Raw genomic sequence first — 19,704 nt, forward strand, 5'->3', positions numbered from 1 at the left:
AAACCACAAGACTCAGCGGTAGATCCCCTGAAAAATATTTTAAATAACTATAAACAAAAAAGCTCCGCCTTGGCGGAGCTTTTTAGAAGCTTAAAACCGTTGCTTACGCATCAACTACAGAGATGTATTGACGCTTCTGCGGGCCTTTAACTTCGAATTTAACAACGCCATCTGCTTTCGCAAATAGAGTATGGTCTTTACCACAGCCTACGTTTGTACCAGCGTGGAATTTAGTACCACGTTGACGAACTAGGATGTTACCTGCAGCAACTACTTGACCACCGTAACGCTTGACACCAAGTCGTTTCGACTCCGAGTCGCGACCGTTCTTAGTAGAACCACCAGCCTTCTTATGAGCCATCTATCTAACTCCTAAACTAGGTTAATATTAGGCAGAAATGCCAGTAATTTTAACTTCAGTGAACCACTGACGGTGGCCCTGACGCTTCATGTGGTGCTTACGACGCTTGAACTTGATGATCTCAACTTTCTTAGCGCGGCCGTGCTGAACAACTTCAGCAGTCACTTTAGCACCGTCAACAACTGGTGCGCCGATTTTGATGTCGTCGCCGTTGCCAACTAGCAGAACACGGTCAAACTCAACGTTTGCGCCCGCTTCAGCCTGCAGTTTTTCCAGTTTAAGGGTTTCACCTTCCTGGACACGGTACTGTTTACCACCGCTTACGATTACTGCGTACATTTTAATCTCCGTTATTTGCCCACCCAGCTACTAGAAAAAGGCCTACTTCTAATGGTTACACCATATGGTAGGGAGCCATTATTGGATGGGTCAGGGCGCGCGATTATATAGCAAACCCACTTTATACACAACTAAGCTTCTTTATTTACATAGCGTAAAACCAGCATTTCTTGACAGAAACTATGCATACACCTAGCATGCGCTATTCTTGATTCCTTTAAGTTAGTAGCAGCCATTACTTATTATGCAGCCTCACCAGTTCAACCCTGTAATAGAACCCCAATTTGAAGCCGTAAACGATTACATCATTAATCACCTAGGCTCTAACGTACCTCTGGTAGAAAAAATTGGTCATTACATCGTTGAAAGCGGTGGTAAACGTCTTCGTCCGTTACTCGTATTGCTTGCTGCTAATGCTGCAAATTATCAAGGCGATAAGCACATCCCGCTCGCGGCGATTATCGAATTTATCCACACCGCTACTTTGCTGCACGATGATGTAGTTGATAATTCTGATCTACGCCGCGGTAAAGATACTGCTAACGCAAAATGGGGTAATGCACCAAGTGTATTAGTCGGCGATTTCCTTTACTCCCGTGCATTTCAGGTATTAGTAGAAATTGGCTCAATGCCGATTATGGAAGTGATTTCCAATGCGACGAACGTTATCGCTGAAGGCGAAGTTCTGCAGCTACTAAACACAAAAAATCCAGATACCACCGAGGAAGCCTACATGCAGGTTATTCTTGGTAAAACCGCTATGCTGTTTGAAGCCGCTACTGAAGCAGGCGCAATCCTTGCCGAAGCCAGCAAAGAAGAGCAAGAAGGCTTACGCTTGTATGGATTACATTTAGGCACTGCCTTCCAACTTATCGACGATGTTATGGATTACTTATCCACAGCAGAAGAGATGGGCAAGAACGTGGGCGATGATCTGGCTGAAGGCAAAGCAACCCTACCACTTATTCATGCGATGCGTGCTGGTAACGAAGAACAACGCAAACTGGTTCGCCAAGCAATTCGCAAAGGTGGTCTAGACGATCTTCAACCGATTATGGATATCGTAAAAGAGACTGGCGCTATCGAATACACCCAAGAGAAAGCTCAAGGTGAAGCAGATAAAGCGATTGCAGCACTTAATGCACTAAAAGATACATCGTTTAAAGAAACACTGATTCAGATCGCTAATCTAGCAGTAAAGCGTAAAAGCTAACAGCTTATATCTGTGCACTTAATTACTATAAATTAAGTGCACAGCGAACCCAGATCAGTCACTCAGCAACCAGACTACTTCCTGCCGATCACCGTCTACAGCTTCACCTAAACGCTCCACCTTAAAACGCTGACCAAACAAGCTCTTTACCTCTTCTCCAGGCACATTGAACGGTGGTCCTTGCGGACTATCAAACTCCAAGGTCACCAGCAAAACTTTTACACCCGTTGGTAAGGACTCAATAAGCTTATTAGCGTAATTAGCCCGCATCTCCTTTGGCAAAGCCACCAGCGCTGCACGGTCATAAACACCTTTAACATCCGATAGATTTTCACTCGTCAATGCAAAGAAATCGCCACATAAAAGATTCAACTTTTCACACACACGAGAAACAAACAGTTCTGTATCTTCAGTTTTAGCAACTAGATCATTCTCTTTAAAGAAATCCAAACAAGCATCTGAGTTAAGCTCTATACCCAACACATCATGACCACGATCTCTAAGCCAGAGCATATCCTTGCTTTTACCGCACAAAGGGACAAAAACCTTGTCACCAGCGGCTAAATCCATCTTTTCCCAATAGGAGACCAAGTAAGCATTAATCTCCATTTGATGGAAACCTATTCGCCCTTCGGACCACTTTTGATGCCAAAAATCATGTTCCATTTCGCCTTTTACACCCTAAGTCGTAAACTTTTTATTCAATAAACCTGACACAGATCGTGCCTAGTGGCATTCAAATCTGTATAATTGCGCGATATTTTGACTTATAAAAACCTGGATAAACAGAAGCTAATGACAAGACCTTCCTCTTTTAATCGCGATGAGCTGCTGTCTTGCGGCCACGGCGAAATGTTTGGACCAGGCAATGCGCGCCTACCAATTGGCAACATGCTAATGATGGATCGCATCCTGGAAATCACCGAAGACGGTGGCGAATTCGGCAAAGGTGAGATTATCGCTGAGTTGGATATCAACCCAGATCTTTGGTTCTTCGGCTGCCACTTTGAGGAAGACCCAGTAATGCCAGGCTGTCTAGGTCTAGACGCCATGTGGCAGATTGTTGGCTTCTTCCTTGGCTGGAAAGGCAACCCAGGCCGCGGTCGTGCATTAGGTGCTGGCGAAGTTAAGTTCTTCGGTCAGGTACTACCGACTGCTAAGAAGGTTACTTACCGTATCCAGCTTAAGCGCGTTATTGAGCGTAAGTTAGTTATGGGCATCGCGGACGGCAGCATGTCCGTTGATGGTCGTGAAATCTACACAGCGAAAGATCTACGTGTAGGTCTATTCACATCTACAGAAGATTTCTGATCTTTTAAGGCCCTGAATTCAGGGCCTTTCTTCTATTTTCCGTCTACTTTTTTACGAATTTAGTGGCAAAACACTACTGATTCACGGAAAATAAGCACCTTAAATTAGAAAAAGAGAGAGAAGCACATGCGTCGCGTTGTTGTTACCGGTATGGGTATCGTTTCTTGTCTGGGTACAGATAAAGAAACCGTTCTGGAATCACTGCAGCAGGGTCGTTCTGGTATTAAATTCCAAGAAGACTATAAAGAGCGCGGTTTCCGTAGCCAGGTAGCCGGCAGCATCGATATCGATTTCTCTGAGCAAATCGACCGTAAATTGCTACGTTTCATGGGTGATGCAGCAGCATACACTTACATTGCAATGAAAGAAGCAATTGCAGATGCAAACCTAGCTGAAGACCAGGTTTCCAACGAGCGCACTGGCCTTATCGTAGGTTCCGGTGGTGCTTCTGCTGACAACATTGTTGAAACAGCCGATATCACTCGTGAGAAAGGCGTTAAGCGCGTAGGTCCATACCGCGTAACTCGCACAATGGGTTCTACTGTTTCAGCTTGTCTAGCAACACCTTTCAAAATCAAAGGCGTTAACTACTCTATTACTTCTGCTTGTGCGACTAGTGCTCACTGTATTGGTAACGCAATGGAGCAGATCCAGCTTGGTAAGCAAGACGTAGTATTCGCAGGTGGCGGTGAAGAACTTCACTGGGTACAGACTGCTATGTTCGATGCTATGGGTGCGCTATCTAGCAAATACAACGAAACTCCAGAACAAGCTTCACGTGCATACGATGCAAACCGTGATGGCTTTGTTATCTCTGGCGGTGCTGGCATCCTAGTTATCGAAGAATACGAACACGCTAAAGCACGTGGCGCGAAGATCTACGCTGAACTAGTAGGTTACGGTGCAACTTCTGATGGCTACGACATGGTTGCTCCTTCTGGTGAAGGCGCTGCTCGCTGCATGAAGCAAGCGATGGCAACTGTAGACGGCAAGATCGATTACATCAACGCACACGGTACTTCTACACCAGCGGGTGACATGCAAGAGCTGAAAGCGATGAAAGAAGCCTTTGGCGATGACATGCCAACAGTTACTTCTACTAAGTCTCTATCTGGCCACTCTCTAGGTGCAGCAGGCGTACAAGAAGCTGTTTACTCTCTTCTTATGCAGGAAAACAACTTCATCGCAGCATCCGCGAACATCGATGAGCTAGACCCAGAAGCAGAAGGCCTACCAATCGCTAGCGAGAAGCAGGAAAACGTAGATCTACAACGCGTTATGTCCAACAGCTTCGGCTTCGGCGGCACTAACTGCACATTGGTATTCGAAAAACTAAAAGACTAATCAGTCTTCTAGTTATAAAAAAACCGCCATTCGGCGGTTTTTTTATATCTGAAATTTAGCTTAGGCTATCTCTAGCGCTTTCATATGCTCTTCCAGCCAAGCCACCATATCTTCATGGATTTCATCCACTGTACGACCTTCCACAGGAATTGGCTCGCCCACATGAACTTGCACAGTACCTGGGATCTTCACAAAGCTTTTGCCTGGCCAATAGAGCCCAGCATCATGAATCATTGGGATCACCGGCACACCAGCACTTAACGCCAGCATCGCTCCGCCTTTGTTAAACTTACCCATTTTACCCACAGGCACACGTGTCCCCTGAGGGAAGATAATCACAGGGATATCATCTTCTAAACGAGATTTACCCTCTGTTAAAAGCTGCTTAAGTGCACCACGCCTTTGGCTACGATCAATCGCGATAGGATTCAACAGGCCTAGCGCCCACCCAAAGAAAGGAATCTTAAGAAGCTCCTTTTTAAGCACTGTACACTGCGGGCGGACCAAGGTTTGTAAAAACAGCGTTTCCCACTCACTTTGGTGGTTAGCTACAACAACATAAGCACCATCAGTAGGCAGATTTTCACGCCCAGTGATCTTTACACCGACACCACAACACAGCTTTAACCAAAAGATATAAAAGTAGTTAATCAGAGTGACAAATTTAAAGCGCTGCTGGAAATTCAATAGCGGTGAGATGATTAAACTCAGCGTGGCATGCACAATGGTTAGAGGGTAAAAGCCTAAGTAATAAAACACTGCACGTAGATAGTGCAGTGGATTCGCTTTTTTAGACATGCTTAGCCCCCAGTTACCGGCGGGAAGAATGCAACCTCATCACCAGCAGCTACGGCGGCATTCTCGTCACACATCTCTTGGTTAACAGCCATCAATATAGGCGTATCAACCAGAATCTTTTGCCACTGCTCTCCGTGAAGCTCAACTAGCTTATTTAGCACTGCAGACACATCAGCAGGCTGACTCACTTCGATAGATTCTTCAGCTACACCTAAACGCTCGCGCAAGCTGGCGAAATACACCACTTTAACCATGATTACTTCTCCACCTTCCAGTGACCGCTTTTGCCACCTTTCTTTTCCAATACTTTAACTGCGCTCATAACCATGCCTTTATCCACGGCCTTGCACATATCGTAAATCGTTAAACCCGCAACAGATGCCGCCGTTAGCGCTTCCATCTCCACCCCCGTCTGACCTGCCAACTTGCAGGTGGCCGTAATCTCAACGACATTACGCTCGGTATTAGGATGAAGATCTACCGCAACTTTACTCAACATCAATGGGTGACAAAGAGGAATAAGATCACTAGTTCGTTTTGCAGCTTGAATACCTGCGATTCGTGCAACCGCTAAAACATCACCCTTTTTATTACCACCTTCCGTAATTAACTTCATGGTGTCAGGCAGCATTTCAACTTCTGCATAGGCAGTCGCTTCACGAAAAGTCACCTGCTTTTCGGAAACATCAACCATGTTAGCGTTTCCCTGGTCATCCAAATGGGTTAAACGACTCATAACTACTCCTGTGTTTGCGTTGCCTGATTTAGAACAGGATTAGCGTACATCTGACGAAGAATATCCTGCGCACCGCCTTCAACACTGTTAATACGCGCTTCTAAACCAGCCTTCTGATCAGCAGTAGCATCATCACTACGACCTGCTGCAATCAGATTAGATGGGTGCAAATAGTAATTTTCATGAATTTGACGATCGATCTCAGCCGCTAGCTCTTCAGGCGTATCGAAGTCAGCATCGATAGGATCACCAAAAGCGACATGTACATGCCCTTTATCACCGGTAATGCCTTTCACAATACTTGCGATATCTTCGTACTGAGACTTCTCATAAACACCATCAGTTGCCTTAGCATGTAGCTCATTCGCTTTTAAGGCATCACATGGATCGTATTCATAAGAGATAGAAACCGGCACAATATTCAGACGCTTAGCCTGCTCAGCAAAACTACGCGATTTACGATGCGCCATATAAAGCATCTTCAAAATGGCTGGGTCAGTCGCATCATTACCATCTTTTGCGCGGCCTTCTCGCTGCGCTAACCAAATAGAATGACCGCCTAAGATACTGTGATCGATATAAGAAGATAGCTGCGTTAGCGCTTTCATCATTTCACGCCCTGTCGCAGAACGATTCACGATAAAGCTCTTATTCAAACGCATAATGTCTGAAACATAAGGCTTACGAAGCAGGTTATCACCGATCGCAATCCGAACTGTATCCATGCCGTATTGATGACGAACCCAATTAACAAATGCCGGATCCATCGCGATATCTCGGTGGTTTGAGATAAACAGGTAGGATTCTTCAGGATCAAGCTCATCGATACCACTACAAGTTAACTTAGTGGTAGAACGGCCAATCATCTTCTTCATATAGTTAGCCACCAGCATCTGAAACTCATAGACACTGTCGATCTCACCAATCTTGGCAGCCAAGGCAATACGAACAAATGGTTTTAACAACCATCCGATACTCGAGGATAATTTAGGAAACTGGTAACGCGTAACAGCGGTCAGGAATTCATCATTGTGAAGAATATTAAGGAGTGCATCCGCTACTTCACTATCGTTGAACGGTCTGATCTCTTTATACGGATCCTGCTGATCTGTCATTCTTTCCTCGAAAGCTCTACTAAAAAGGCCGTTATTTTACCGTTTTCTCACGCAAACTTCAGGGAAATTAAATGTAATTAACCGAGAAGTTCAGAAAACGGGATGAATCCGACCAAATCGCCCTCTTCTACAACTGTCTGAGGAGGAATAACTGCAATTCCATTCGCCCAACTAGCAGACATCAATACACCGGAACTCTGATTTGCGAACGGCTGTAAACGCCCATCCTCAAACCGAACTCGCAGATATTCTTGGCGCTGAATAGCTCGCTTTCTCTGGAAGCCAGCCGGTACTGACAGCTGCAGTGGCGGTTCGAATGAAGCCCCCTGCAACTTAAGCAAGAAGCCCCTTGCCAACAAACAAAAAGTTATGAGTGTAGACGTTGGATTACCCGGCAAACCGACAAATGGCGTACCTTTGACCTGCCCATAGGCAACAGGTTTTCCTGGTTTGATCTTGATCTTCCACATATCCAACTGACCAAGATGCTCAACACAAGATTTGACATGATCCTCTTCACCCACAGACACACCACCGGTACTAATGATGGCATCTGCCGATGCAGCCGCTTTTTCCAATGCTGCTAACGTCGCTTCACGCGTATCTGCTACACAACCTAGATCAACAACCTCCATACCTAGACCCTGTAATAGCCCCGTCAGAATATAGCGATTAGAGTTATAGATCTGTCCTGCACCAAGAGGAAGGCCTGGCTCTACCAGCTCATCACCTGTGGATAAGATCGCAACCTTGAGGCGCTTACAAACAGAGACAGAAGACAAGCCTACCGACGCTAATATCCCCAGATCAGCGGCTTGCAAACGTGTACCTATTGCGAGCACCTGGCTACCAGCCAAAATATCTTGACCAGCACTGCGGACATTATCACCAACCGGCACTTCCGTGGGGAAAACAACCTTATCCCCCTCAAGGTGAACATCTTCCTGCATAACAACTGCATTAGCACCTTGAGGAATCTCAGCTCCAGTAAAAATACGTGCACAGGTACCTGTAACTAAAGGCTGCGGAGGCGTACCTGCAGGAATTCTCTGGCTCATTTCTAAGCTTGTATTAGCCCCCAAATCAGCCGTATTAATTGCGTAACCATCCATACTGCTATTATCAGCCGGAGGAACGGAGACAGAAGCGACCGGAGCTTCAGCTAATACTCGTCCTAAGGCCTCTGCAACTGGCACAGTCTCAGTCGCTACAGAAACTTCTGCGCCCGCTAAAAGACGTTGCAGCGCTTCATCAAAAGGGATCAATCCAGGTTGAGAATCACAGCTTCCCATCTTCTTACCTTAAGCGTTATCTTCTTGATGCTTCATAATCAGCGAAGCAAAATTACAAGGCTTATGACGATGATCTAACTGCTGCGCAATCACATCATCCCACCCCGTACGACAAGCACCTGTAGACCCAGGAAGGCAGAAAATCACGGTTCCATTTGCTAAACCACCTAGCGCTCTCGACTGAATGGTCGAGGTACCGATCTGACCGGCTGAAACTTGACGGAAAAACTCACCAAAACCTTCAATAGATTTATCAAATAGTGGTGCCATTGCTTCCGGAGTAGAATCACGACCAGAAAAGCCTGTACCACCTGTAGAGATAATCACATGAATATTTGAATCGGCAATCCAACGAGAGGCAACTGCTCGCATCTGATAAACATCATCTTTAACAATTTCACGTGCACCAAGTACGTGACCTGCAGCCTCTAAACGATCAACCAACGCTTGCCCTGAGGTATCTGATTCAAGCGTGCGAGTATCGGACACAGTTAACACGGCAATATTTAGCGGAATAAATTCTGCTCTGGCAGGAGTATGGGACATGAGTATTTTCCTTAATAAGAAAGCACGGGAGCAAGGATAACGATGAGCTCGTTTAGCCCCCTGTCATATTCATAAAACGAATAATTTGCGGTTCATCGTCTAGATCAAATTCATGCTTCTCAGGCTTCAGATCCATGGCATCGATAATAACCTGTTTCAGCTTTTCTTGATCATTAGGGTGAGCACGCAAGGTATGCAGCAGATCGACGGAGTGCTCGTTACCTAAACAAAGCAATAAACGCCCTTCAACGGTTACCCTGACACGGTTACATTCAGAGCAGAAGTTATGACTGTGCGGCGAGATAAAACCAACGCGGCTTTCAGTATCTGCCATTCGATAATAACGGGATGGACCAGCAGTACGTTCCGTGGTTGGTTGTAGCTGATACTGCTGCTCAATAATTTCGCGGACTTCATCACTGGAACAATAGACTTCAGCACGGTCATGTTCGGAAATCTGACCTAAAGGCATCTCTTCAATAAAACTAACATCAACACCTTTTTCTCGCGCAAAATTAACTAGATCGAGCACTTCATCATCATTGCGACCTTTCATCACAACCGCATTTAGCTTGATTCGATCAAATCCTGCTGCAACAGCTGCATCTATGCCTGCAAGTACTTGGGCCAATTTACCAGTCCGCGTCATCGCTTTAAAACGATCTTCTCGCAAACTATCAATACTGATGTTTAACCGGTTAACCCCAGCATCCTTTAAATCTTGAGCCATCTGCACAAGTTGAGAGCCGTTAGTGGTAATCGCTAGTTCAGCATCTAATTGACCTACACTGCGCATCAGCTTCATCACATCACGACGTACCAGCGGCTCACCACCTGTTAAACGGATCTTCTTCACGCCTAGGCTCACAAACGCTTGGGCGATCTGATCAATCTCTTCAAGGGTAAGTACTTGAGCATGAGGCAGGAAAGTCATGTCTTCCCCCATGCAATAAACACAGCGAAAATCACATCGATCAGTCACTGACAGACGGATATAATCTACCGTTCTGCCAAACCGATCTACCAGCGCTTGAGAATCTTTTTTATTATTGGCCATGAATTTTCAATGCAGCTATCACTTATAATTTGAACGCTCTAAAATAGCACAAAATCTTTTCAACAGCATTTAGACCAATTCTCATAGGAAACCTAATGTACTTTGCCATTAAGCACATTCACCTAACCTGCATAGCACTAAGCTTCGTACTCTTTCTTTTACGTGGCGGCTTAGCGCTATTTTGCCCAGAAAAACTAGAAAAACGCTGGTTAAAGATCGTACCACATATTATTGACACCGCACTGCTGATCAGCGCACTAACGCTCGCAGTAATGATTGAACAATATCCATTTGTTCATCACTGGGTAACAGCTAAAGTCATCGCATTGGTCGTGCATATTGGTTTAGGAACAATCGCTATCAAACGCGGCAAAACAAAGGCAATTAAAGCAACAGCACTAGCAGGCGCGCTGTTTGCTTTCATTTACATTGCAGCCGTAGCGGTTTCTAAATCCCCAATCCCTTGGGGTTAAAAAACCTATAGCACTTGGCGGCTAGGATGATGGATAGATATCTCGCATCAACCATTGCAACTCCTGTCGCCAAGGCCTCTGCCTAATCCCAAATACGCTCAATAATTTCTTACACATCAAAACAGACGTATTTGGGCGTAACGCTTCTGTGACGTAATCTTTACTCGATACTGGGACCAACTTTTCCACATCAAAGTTTTCGTACTGACCTGCAGCAATCAGAATCTCTTTACAGAAATCATAGCGATTGATCACCTCAGCTCCACAGTAATGGTAAGTACCCCAAGCATCGGCACCATTATGAATTTGCTTTAGCATAGCGAGAATAACTCGAGCGACATCGGATGCAGAAGTAGGGCAGCCCTTACGATCCGTTACAGCTTGTAGCTCAGATTGTTTCTTAGCCGCCTCAAGCGTGCGCAAAACAAAGTTATTCCCCTGCTCGCTAAACAACCAACTAACTCGCAAGATAATATGCTTCGGCAATGCTTGGCGAAGTCTCTCTTCACCTTGCCACTTACTATCACCATAGATCCCTAAAGGTGCGACTTCATCCTCTTCGGTATAGCCGCTAGCATAGTGACCATCAAACACGTAGTCGGTGGATAAGTGGAACATTGGGATAGACATATCACCACATGCGAATGCTAAAGCCTCTACAGCATCAGAGTTAACCGCATAACAAAGCTCTGATTGTGACTCAGCTTCATCAACATCATCAAACGCCGCACAGTTCACAACATAATCCGGTAGATGATGAGCCAGTTGCTCAGAGATCTGCTCTGAATCAGTAACATCTAACTGAGATTTTCCCAAAGCAACAACTTCAAAAAAGCTATCCGCTTCTACAGCACGCGTCAACGCACTCCCGACCTGTCCATGAGCTCCGGTAATTAATATTTTGATAGGCTTTAACAGTAGATCCAGTGCCATTAAACCAAACTCTCCGGCATCTCATTTTGACTCATAAAACTATTCACCCTGCATAACAGCAGAAAGTTACTTCACTTCTTAAAAAATATACCTCAATCTCCCGGTAAGGCCCAGTAAACCCTTAGCAGGGTAGCTATTTTTAGTCGAAGCTTGATCTAACACCCTGATAACTGACTAACAACTGCCCGCAATCTGCCTCTCACAGTAACTTCTGCTCTTGAACATAAGCTGAAAAGTCATCAAAGCCACCTATATGCTGATTATTCACAAAGATCTGCGGCACAGTTTTGCGCTGAGTACGTTGAACCATGGTGGTTTTAACCTTAGGTTTACCTGTAATTTCGATCTCGTTAAATTGCCATCCCAGCTTTTTCAACAAGCGCTTGGCTGCAATGCAGTATGGGCAATAACTCATAGTATAAATTTCGACTGACGGCATTTTTTAACTCCTAAAAATCATTCTGTGTGTATTTATGCTGTCACTAAATTTACCCGTAAAACTTCAACTATAGGCCTCCAAAGATCCACAGTAACCGTCCAAACATCCAATATAGATTTGCGCTCCCAATCAAGCCCTATAAAAGGCCTAAAACGAAAAAACCTCGCAATGCGAGGTCTTTATCGATCTATCCAGCTCTACAAATATTAGAACGGAATATCATCATCAAAATCATCAAAACCCGGTGCCGCTTGAGGTGCAGGCGCTTGTTGCGGTGCTGGAGCAGGACGCTGCTGAGGAGCTTGCTGAGGCGCAGCTTGTGGAGCCATCTGCGGCGCCATTTGTGGAGCAGGTGCTTGCTGTTGTGGCTGTTGTGCATAACCACCCTGTTGTTGCTGAGGAGCATAGCCACCTTCGTTACCACCACGACTATCAAGCAACTGCATTTCGCTTGCTACGATCTCAGTAGTGTAACGATCCTGGCCACTTTGATCCTGCCATTTACGAGTACGCAGCGCACCTTCAACGTAAACCTTGCCGCCTTTACGCATATACTCGCCAGCGATCTCCGCTAGACGGTTAAAAAATACCACACGGTGCCATTCAGTACGCTCTTGCTGCTGGCCCGTCTGCTTATCTTTCCATGATTCAGACGTTGCGATGGTTACATTAGTTACAGCATTGCCATTTGGCATATAACGTACTTCTGGATCTCCACCCAGATTGCCCACCAAAATTACTTTATTAACACCACGTGCCATTTTCTTTCTCCAAAAATCTTCTCTCACGTCAGATTGATAAACCTGCGCGTATAACAAGCAAGCTTAACATGCGATCACCCTCTCGCCCACTCTTATCCCATAGAGATTTTATCGTTCAGAAAAGCTACAGCAGCCTCGAAAAATCTCTATAATGGGGCGTTTTGTTTTCCACATCTGAGAGCCATTATGGATAAGATTCAGGTCCGGGGTGCGCGTACCCACAACCTTAAAGATATTGATCTTGAGATCCCCCGAGACAAACTCATTGTTATTACAGGGTTATCCGGCTCAGGTAAGTCTTCACTGGCATTTGATACACTCTATGCAGAAGGTCAACGCCGCTATGTTGAGTCTCTCTCAACCTATGCTCGCCAGTTCCTATCGATGATGGAAAAACCCGATGTTGATCATATCGAAGGCTTATCCCCTGCGATTTCAATTGAACAAAAATCAACATCTCACAACCCTCGCTCGACGGTTGGTACGATCACCGAAATTTACGATTACTTGCGCTTATTGTTTGCCCGTGCAGGTGAGCCTCGCTGTCCTGATCACGATCTACCACTTGCAGCGCAAACAATCAGCCAGATGGTGGACCAAGTACTTGAGCTTGAACAAGGCAGTAAATTAATGCTGCTAGCACCTGTAGTACAAGGCAGAAAAGGTGAGCACTTACATACAATTAATAACCTGCGTGCTGAAGGCTTCATCCGTGCAAGAATCGATGGAATTGTCGTAGACCTCGATAGCGCACCAGAACTAGATAAGAACAAGAAACACGATATTGAAGTGGTCATTGACCGTTTTAAAGTTCGCGATGATCTACAGACCCGTTTAGCCGAGTCATTCGAAACAGCGCTTAACCTCAGCGACGGCATTGCCAAAGTCGCTTATATGGATGGTGACGCTGACGAATTAATTTTCTCTGCTCGCTTTGCCTGCCCAGAATGTGGACATAGTATTCAGGAGCTTGAACCGAGACTGTTCTCTTTCAACAATCCTCATGGCGCTTGTCCAAGCTGTGACGGCTTAGGGGTTAAGCAATACTTTGATCCCTCTAAAGTCGTTCACGATTCAAACCTGACCCTATCCGAAGGCGCGATTCGAGGCTGGGACCGCCGAAGCTTGTATTATTTTCAGCAGCTTAAAGCGGTAGCAGAGCAATACGGATTTGATATGGACACACCATTCAAGTCCCTAAAAAAATCGGAACAAGATCTTATTTTGAATGGTAGTGGCAAAGAAACCGTCACTTTCCGTTACCTAAATGATCGCGGTGATATCATCAATAAGGCACACCCATTCGAAGGTGTTCTAAATAACTTACAGCGCCGCTATAAAGAAACCGAATCTGATACCGTTCGTGAAGATCTAGCCAAATATCTAAATATGCAGCCGTGCTCATCCTGTAACGGCAGTCGCTTACGTCGTGATGCGAGGCACGTATATATAGATCAGCAGACACTCCCTGATATCGTTAAAAAACCGATTGGAGAGAGTTTAGAGTACTTCGAGAATCTTCATCTAACAGGTAAACAAGGCGAGATTGCTGAAAAGATTCTCAAAGAGATTCGTGAACGCCTAAGATTTCTGGTCAACGTAGGCCTAGAGTACCTCTCTCTAGATCGTAATGCCGATACTCTATCAGGTGGTGAAGCACAGCGAATTCGCCTGGCAAGTCAGATTGGCGCTGGCCTTGTTGGCGTTATGTACATTCTAGATGAACCGTCGATCGGCCTGCACCAACGGGACAACGAGCGACTACTCAAAACACTTGTTCACCTAAGAGATTTAGGCAACACAGTCATCGTTGTTGAACACGATGAAGACGCAATTCGTCTTGCCGATTATGTCATTGATATAGGTCCTGGCGCCGGTGTGCATGGTGGACAAGTCATTGCAGAAGGTACGCCAGATGAGGTCATGGCAAACCCAGCCTCAATAACAGGTCAGTATTTAACAGGCACTAAAGAGATCGCTGTACCTGAACAGCGCCATCCTGCTTATAGCAATAAACAGCTATGTCTTAACGGTGCTAGCGGTAACAACCTAAACAATGTCGATCTTAAGATCCCTGTAGGTTTACTAACCTGTGTTACCGGTGTATCTGGCTCTGGCAAATCTACTCTGATCAATGGCACGCTATACCCTATAGCGGCCACAGAACTGAATAATGCTACAACCTTAGATCCAGCACCGCATCAATCTATCGAAGGAATCAAGCATTTCGACAAGGTTATCGATATTGATCAAAGCCCGATTGGGCGTACCCCACGCTCAAACCCAGCAACATATACAGGTATTTTCACACCCGTACGTGAATTATTTGCTGGAACACAAGAGGCACGCTCTCGAGGCTATAAGCCGGGTCGCTTTAGCTTTAACGTCAAAGGTGGTCGCTGTGAAGCTTGTCAGGGTGATGGTGTCATCAAGGTAGAGATGCATTTCTTACCAGATGTATATGTGCCTTGCGATGTTTGTAAAGGCAAACGCTACAACCGTGAAACGTTGGAGATAAAATACAAAGGCAAGAATATCCATGAAGTATTAGATCTTACGGTTGAAGATGCACGAGAGTTCTTCGATGCTATTCCAGCACTGGCTCGTCGCCTACAGACCTTAATGGATGTTGGTTTGTCCTATATCCGTTTGGGTCAAGCTGCAACAACACTATCTGGTGGTGAAGCTCAGCGCGTCAAACTAGCCAAAGAACTTTCTAAGCGTGATACAGGTAAAACTCTGTATATCCTTGATGAACCAACTACAGGGCTGCATTTTTACGATATCCAGCAATTACTGAACGTACTCTATCGTTTACGCGATCACGGCAACACAATTGTAGTGATCGAACACAACTTGGATGTGATCAAAACAGCCGATTGGATTGTAGATTTAGGACCTGAGGGTGGCGTTAAAGGCGGAATGATCATTGCCGAAGGTACACCTGAAGCGGTTGCTGAGAACCCTGCTTCGCATACAGGTAGGTTCTTAAAGCCAATGCTTAACCAGAAATAATCAGGTTAAGCATTTGGGTAGAACTAACTACGATCTTGTTTAATGTTGCCAGTGAACACCTTCTTTGATTTTCTTAGAAGGTGCACCAGCAATGATCACATCTTTCTCGGCAATTGATCGAGTTACCGTAGTATTTGCAGCAACTATACAGCCATCTTCAATCACAGAGTTCTTCAATACAAAGCTTCTTGCACCAAGCCAGACATTGTTACCAATGACCACTCTATCTTCGGCATTGATCTGATCACCTAATTGATCGAATATTGCATGCTGGTCAGTGTCCATGACCACGGATTCCCAAGCAAACATACAGTCGCTACCGATAGACATATGTTTTTCGCAGATAATCGTGTTATCACCTGTGGCGATAAAATTGGCACCCAGATTCAAATCACCAGCAACAATTAGTCGTGTTCCTTTACCTATCTTAACTTTGCCCTTAACAGTGAACTGACCATCAATTTGGAGCATTGTTCGACTGTAGCGATAATCAATCATATCGGCACCAGTAAAGCCGATACGAACCAAGCCAGTTTTAACCTTATCTAACTTAACCTTACCATTTAGTGAAATGAGTTTAGTTCTATTTGAAACAATAATAGGAAGCTTAATCGCTTGATCAAAAGGTAATAAGCGTAAGTTGACGTAAAGACTTTTTGGAATCGCAGCTAAGTAGCGAAGAAACTTAACCAATTTATCAGTATTCATTGCAGCTAAAACCTTTGATCGAACAATCAATGTGAAGGGTAATAGTAATGTTTTTACCAAATTTCAGGTAATAAAAAACCCGGCATAAAGCCGGGTTTTTTTAGATCAAGAAATCTTAATCTTCTGCTTCGTCAGCAGCTTCTACAGCTGGACGATCAACTAGCTCAACGTAAGCCATTGGAGCGTTGTCACCTGGGCGGAAACCGCACTTCAGGATACGAACATAGCCACCAGGACGCGCGTTATAACGCGGACCTAGTTCGTTGAACAGTTTACCAACAGCAACTTTGCTGCCAGTACGTGCGAATGCCAAACGGCGGTTCGCTACAGTGTCGTTTTTAGCCAGTGTAATCAGTGGCTCTGCATAGCCGCGCAGTTCTTTAGCTTTAGGCAGAGTTGTACGAATCAACTCGTGCTCAAACAAAGATACTGCCATGTTTTTAAACATAGCTTTGCGGTGCGCACTGGTACGGCTTAATTTACGACCAGATTTACGATGACGCATGATAAATCCCTACCAAACCAGTCAGTTGTTATCGCCGAATCAGGAAGCGACTTTATCGTCGTTCTTCAGGCTAGCCGGTGGCCAGTTCTCAAGACGCATACCTAGGGACAAGCCCTTAGATGCAAGTACGTCTTTGATCTCTGTCAACGACTTCTTACCCAAGTTCGGAGTCTTAAGCAGTTCAACCTCTGTACGCTGAATCAGATCACCAATATAGTAGATCTGTTCTGCCTTCAGACAGTTGGCGGAACGTACAGTCAGCTCCAGATCATCTACAGGACGCAGAAGAATTGGATCAATTTCCGGCTCTTCTGGTTCATCCTTAGCTTGATCAGCACCATCTTCCAGGTCAACAAACACAATAAGTTGTTGCTGAAGGATAGTAGCCGCACGACGGATAGCTTCTTCTGGATCAATGGTACCGTTAGATTCGATATCAATAACCAGTTTATCCAAGTCAGTACGTTGCTCTACACGCGCGCTTTCTACTACGTAAGAAACGCGACGCACTGGGCTGAAAGTAGCGTCCAGCTGTAGACGACCGATTGCACGAGTCTCTTCTTCATCAGAAACACGCAGATCAGCTGGAACGTAACCACGGCCACGACCAACAGTTAGCTGCATGTTTAGACTCGCACCTTCATTAAGGTGAGCAATAACGTGGTCCGGGTTAGCGATTTCAACATCCTGATTCAGTTGAATATCACCAGCAGTTACAGGACCTGCTTCAGATTTGCTCAGAGTCAGGGTTACTTCGTCGTTGTTGTGCAACAACACTGCAACCCCTTTCAGGTTCAGGAGGATCTCAATTACATCTTCCTGAACACCTTCAATTGTGCTGTACTCATGCAAAACGCCTTCAATCTCAACTTCTGTTACGGCACAACCCGGCATAGAAGATAAAAGAATGCGGCGTAATGCATTGCCCAGCGTATGGCCAAATCCACGCTCAAGTGGCTCTAGAGTCACTTTAGCGCGCGTTTTGCTGATTTCTTGTACGTCAATATGACGTGGACTTAGAAACTCATTTACCGAACGCTGCATATTTCCACCAAATTAAAGTTAAAATTACTTCGAGTACAGCTCTACAATTAGCTGTTCGTTGATATCTGCGGACAGATCAGAACGCTCTGGAGTGGCTTTGTATGTGCCTTCCATTTTTGCAGCGTCTACATCAACCCACTCAACTGCTGCACGTTGGCCAGCTAGTTCTAGAGCGTTTTTAATACGCAACTGAGATTTAGCTTTTTCACGTACTGCTACAACATCACCTGCTTTAACTTGGTAGGAAGCGATGTTCACAACCTGACCGTTAACAGTGATTGAGCGGTGAGATACGATCTGACGAGATTCGGCACGTGTAGAACCGAAACCCATGCGATATACAACATTGTCCAAACGACCTTCTAGCAGTTGCAGAAGGTTTTCACCTGTTGCACCGCTACGACGAGCCGCTTCTTTATAATAACTGCGGAACTGACGTTCCAGTACGCCGTACATACGACGAACTTTCTGTTTTTCACGTAGCTGCAGGCCGTAGTCGGATAAACGACCGCGACGAGCGCCGTGAACACCAGGGACAGTCTCAGCTTTACACTTGCTGTCCAGTGCGCGAACACCGCTCTTTAGGAATAGGTCTGTACCTTCCCTACGAGACAGTTTGCACTTTGGTCCAAGATAACGAGCCATATTACCGTCTCCAGATTAAACGCGACGTTTCTTCGGTGGACGACAACCATTGTGAGGGATTGGCGTCACGTCAGTGATATTTGCAATTTTGTAGCCTACAGAGTTCAGAGCACGAACCGCTGATTCGCGACCTGGCCCTGGGCCTTTTACAAATACGTCTAAGTTTTTCAGGCCATATTCTAATGCAGCCTGTCCAGCGCGCTCAGCCGCAACCTGAGCAGCGAAAGGGGTACTCTTACGAGAACCACGGAAGCCGGAGCCACCCGCAGTTGCCCAAGATAGAGCGTTACCCTGACGATCGGTAATTGTAATGATCGTATTGTTAAAAGAAGCGTGGATGTGGGCGAACCCATCCGCTATTTGCTTCTTCGCTTTTTTGCGTGTGCGATTACCTGGCTTTGCCATATTCGGAATTCCTATCGCTTACCACTTATTTACGGATCGGCTTACGCGGGCCTTTTCGAGTGCGCGCGTTAGTTTTACTACGCTGACCGCGAACCGGAAGGTTACGACGGTGGCGAATGCCGCGGAAACAACCAAGGTCCATCAAACGTTTGATGCTCATGGATACTTCACGACGTAGGTCGCCTTCAACAGTAAATTTAGCAACTTCTCCACGAACGATGTCCAATTGCTCATCGGACAAATCAGAGATCTTAGTAGTCGGTGCAATACCGCAAGTTTCTAAGATCGCAGACGATGTCGTGCGGCCAATACCGTAAATGTAAGTCAGAGAAATTACCGCATGCTTATTGTCAGGAATGTTGACTCCAGCTATACGGGCCATTCTATTACTCCGTTTAATAAAAGGTGTTTGTTGAAATTATCAAACACCAATAAAAATTTGTTCTGTTCGCAGAAGGCGCGCAATAATACACATTGATTAAAATTAAATCAAGTGTTGCACACCATCTGCGCCCAAATCAGGGATTAATTAACCCTGACGCTGCTTGTGACGCGGCTCTACTTTACAGATCACACGTACTGAACCGTTACGACGAACGATTTTGCAGTTACGACAGATCTTTTTAACAGATGCACGTACTTTCATGATCTACTCCAGTTGTGG

General features: G+C 45.4%; 25 protein-coding genes. 5 read left to right on the forward strand and 20 right to left on the reverse strand.

From position 1 onward, the window contains the following. Nucleotides 1-103: 103 nt before the first annotated feature. Entirely contained in the window at nt 104-361 is a 258-nt protein-coding gene (gene rpmA / locus ACMXYR_RS15265; RefSeq protein WP_415882701.1) for a 50S ribosomal protein L27, read from the reverse strand. A 27-nt stretch (nt 362-388) separates the two neighbouring features. Next, nucleotides 389-700, reverse strand: a complete 312-nt coding sequence (gene rplU / locus ACMXYR_RS15270; RefSeq protein ID WP_286240327.1) for a 50S ribosomal protein L21 — start codon at nt 698-700, stop codon at nt 389-391. Nucleotides 701-944: 244 nt separating this feature from the next. On the opposite strand from rplU, the gene ispB reads away from it, so the two are divergent. Next, the gene (gene ispB / locus ACMXYR_RS15275) at nt 945-1,913 is read left to right on the forward strand and encodes an octaprenyl diphosphate synthase (protein WP_415902255.1); all 969 of its coding nucleotides are present in this window, start codon (nt 945-947) and stop codon (nt 1,911-1,913) included. Between the two features lie 54 nt (nt 1,914-1,967). On the opposite strand, the gene ACMXYR_RS15280 is transcribed toward ispB, so the two are convergent. Next, entirely contained in the window at nt 1,968-2,579 is a 612-nt protein-coding gene (locus ACMXYR_RS15280; RefSeq protein WP_415902256.1) for a thiopurine S-methyltransferase, read from the reverse strand. 129 nt (nt 2,580-2,708) lie between these two features. Between ACMXYR_RS15280 and fabA the strand changes: the two genes are divergently transcribed. Further along, on the forward strand, nt 2,709-3,224 hold the full coding sequence (gene fabA, locus ACMXYR_RS15285; protein WP_415899428.1) for a 3-hydroxyacyl-[acyl-carrier-protein] dehydratase FabA: 516 nt from the start codon (nt 2,709-2,711) through the stop codon (nt 3,222-3,224). Between the two features lie 126 nt (nt 3,225-3,350). Beyond that, the gene (gene fabB / locus ACMXYR_RS15290) at nt 3,351-4,568 is read left to right on the forward strand and encodes a beta-ketoacyl-ACP synthase I (RefSeq protein WP_415902257.1); all 1,218 of its coding nucleotides are present in this window, start codon (nt 3,351-3,353) and stop codon (nt 4,566-4,568) included. A 60-nt stretch (nt 4,569-4,628) separates the two neighbouring features. On the opposite strand, the gene ACMXYR_RS15295 is transcribed toward fabB, so the two are convergent. From ACMXYR_RS15295 to moaA, 7 genes are all read right to left on the reverse strand, one after another. Continuing rightward, complete coding sequence (locus ACMXYR_RS15295; protein ID WP_415902258.1) at nt 4,629-5,366, reverse strand: lysophospholipid acyltransferase family protein; 738 nt, start codon at nt 5,364-5,366, stop codon at nt 4,629-4,631. Nucleotides 5,367-5,368: 2 nt separating this feature from the next. Beyond that, nucleotides 5,369-5,620, reverse strand: a complete 252-nt coding sequence (moaD, locus tag ACMXYR_RS15300; protein ID WP_415899429.1) for a molybdopterin converting factor subunit 1 — start codon at nt 5,618-5,620, stop codon at nt 5,369-5,371. Nucleotides 5,621-5,622: 2 nt separating this feature from the next. After that, nucleotides 5,623-6,102, reverse strand: coding sequence for a cyclic pyranopterin monophosphate synthase MoaC (moaC, locus tag ACMXYR_RS15305; protein ID WP_415882708.1), 480 nt, complete (start codon nt 6,100-6,102; stop codon nt 5,623-5,625). A gap of 2 nt (nt 6,103-6,104) precedes the next feature. Beyond that, nucleotides 6,105-7,217: a 1-acyl-sn-glycerol-3-phosphate acyltransferase gene (locus ACMXYR_RS15310; RefSeq protein WP_415897108.1), complete on the reverse strand. Its 1,113-nt coding sequence runs from the start codon at nt 7,215-7,217 to the stop codon at nt 6,105-6,107. 77 nt (nt 7,218-7,294) lie between these two features. Then, nucleotides 7,295-8,509, reverse strand: coding sequence for a gephyrin-like molybdotransferase Glp (gene glp, locus ACMXYR_RS15315; RefSeq protein WP_415902259.1), 1,215 nt, complete (start codon nt 8,507-8,509; stop codon nt 7,295-7,297). Nucleotides 8,510-8,518: 9 nt separating this feature from the next. After that, entirely contained in the window at nt 8,519-9,055 is a 537-nt protein-coding gene (moaB, locus tag ACMXYR_RS15320; RefSeq protein ID WP_415882711.1) for a molybdenum cofactor biosynthesis protein B, read from the reverse strand. A gap of 52 nt (nt 9,056-9,107) precedes the next feature. Next, nucleotides 9,108-10,112 carry a GTP 3',8-cyclase MoaA gene (gene moaA / locus ACMXYR_RS15325; RefSeq protein ID WP_415902260.1) on the reverse strand — a complete coding sequence of 335 codons (1,005 nt, stop codon included), beginning with the start codon at nt 10,110-10,112 and terminating at the stop codon, nt 9,108-9,110. 95 nt (nt 10,113-10,207) lie between these two features. On the opposite strand from moaA, the gene ACMXYR_RS15330 reads away from it, so the two are divergent. Next, on the forward strand, nt 10,208-10,585 hold the full coding sequence (locus tag ACMXYR_RS15330) for a SirB2 family protein (RefSeq protein ID WP_415902261.1): 378 nt from the start codon (nt 10,208-10,210) through the stop codon (nt 10,583-10,585). Nucleotides 10,586-10,606: 21 nt separating this feature from the next. Here the strand turns inward: ACMXYR_RS15330 and rfbD are convergent, their stop codons facing one another. The 3 genes from rfbD to ssb form a co-directional block, all read right to left on the reverse strand. Then, entirely contained in the window at nt 10,607-11,518 is a 912-nt protein-coding gene (gene rfbD / locus ACMXYR_RS15335; RefSeq protein ID WP_415902262.1) for a dTDP-4-dehydrorhamnose reductase, read from the reverse strand. Nucleotides 11,519-11,717: 199 nt separating this feature from the next. Beyond that, on the reverse strand, nt 11,718-11,957 hold the full coding sequence (grxC, locus tag ACMXYR_RS15340; RefSeq protein ID WP_415882715.1) for a glutaredoxin 3: 240 nt from the start codon (nt 11,955-11,957) through the stop codon (nt 11,718-11,720). A gap of 206 nt (nt 11,958-12,163) precedes the next feature. Further along, complete coding sequence (ssb, locus tag ACMXYR_RS15345; protein WP_415889519.1) at nt 12,164-12,718, reverse strand: single-stranded DNA-binding protein; 555 nt, start codon at nt 12,716-12,718, stop codon at nt 12,164-12,166. Between the two features lie 186 nt (nt 12,719-12,904). Here ssb and uvrA point away from each other — a divergent pair, with 186 nt between their 5' ends. Next, complete coding sequence (gene uvrA / locus ACMXYR_RS15350; protein WP_415902263.1) at nt 12,905-15,733, forward strand: excinuclease ABC subunit UvrA; 2,829 nt, start codon at nt 12,905-12,907, stop codon at nt 15,731-15,733. A gap of 39 nt (nt 15,734-15,772) precedes the next feature. Here uvrA and ACMXYR_RS15355 read toward each other — a convergent pair whose 3' ends face one another. The 7 genes from ACMXYR_RS15355 to rpmJ all read right to left on the reverse strand — a co-directional run bounded on the left by ACMXYR_RS15355 (nt 15,773) and on the right by rpmJ (nt 19,686). Beyond that, on the reverse strand, nt 15,773-16,441 hold the full coding sequence (locus ACMXYR_RS15355; RefSeq protein ID WP_415902264.1) for an acyltransferase: 669 nt from the start codon (nt 16,439-16,441) through the stop codon (nt 15,773-15,775). A gap of 115 nt (nt 16,442-16,556) precedes the next feature. Beyond that, a complete protein-coding gene (rplQ, locus tag ACMXYR_RS15360; RefSeq protein ID WP_415882719.1) occupies nt 16,557-16,946 on the reverse strand; it encodes a 50S ribosomal protein L17 in 390 nt (129 codons plus the stop codon). A gap of 39 nt (nt 16,947-16,985) precedes the next feature. Then, entirely contained in the window at nt 16,986-17,990 is a 1,005-nt protein-coding gene (locus ACMXYR_RS15365) for a DNA-directed RNA polymerase subunit alpha (protein WP_415882720.1), read from the reverse strand. Between the two features lie 24 nt (nt 17,991-18,014). Further along, entirely contained in the window at nt 18,015-18,635 is a 621-nt protein-coding gene (gene rpsD, locus ACMXYR_RS15370; protein WP_415882721.1) for a 30S ribosomal protein S4, read from the reverse strand. Nucleotides 18,636-18,650: 15 nt separating this feature from the next. Continuing rightward, nucleotides 18,651-19,040, reverse strand: coding sequence for a 30S ribosomal protein S11 (gene rpsK, locus ACMXYR_RS15375; protein ID WP_415882722.1), 390 nt, complete (start codon nt 19,038-19,040; stop codon nt 18,651-18,653). Nucleotides 19,041-19,065: 25 nt separating this feature from the next. Then, the gene (gene rpsM, locus ACMXYR_RS15380; RefSeq protein ID WP_415882723.1) at nt 19,066-19,422 is read right to left on the reverse strand and encodes a 30S ribosomal protein S13; all 357 of its coding nucleotides are present in this window, start codon (nt 19,420-19,422) and stop codon (nt 19,066-19,068) included. Between the two features lie 147 nt (nt 19,423-19,569). After that, complete coding sequence (gene rpmJ, locus ACMXYR_RS15385; RefSeq protein ID WP_007021200.1) at nt 19,570-19,686, reverse strand: 50S ribosomal protein L36; 117 nt, start codon at nt 19,684-19,686, stop codon at nt 19,570-19,572. Nucleotides 19,687-19,704: the final 18 nt, after the last annotated feature.

Source organism: Neptuniibacter sp. QD29_5 (assembly GCF_047778125.1).
Taxonomy (GTDB): domain Bacteria; phylum Pseudomonadota; class Gammaproteobacteria; order Pseudomonadales; family Balneatricaceae; genus Neptuniibacter.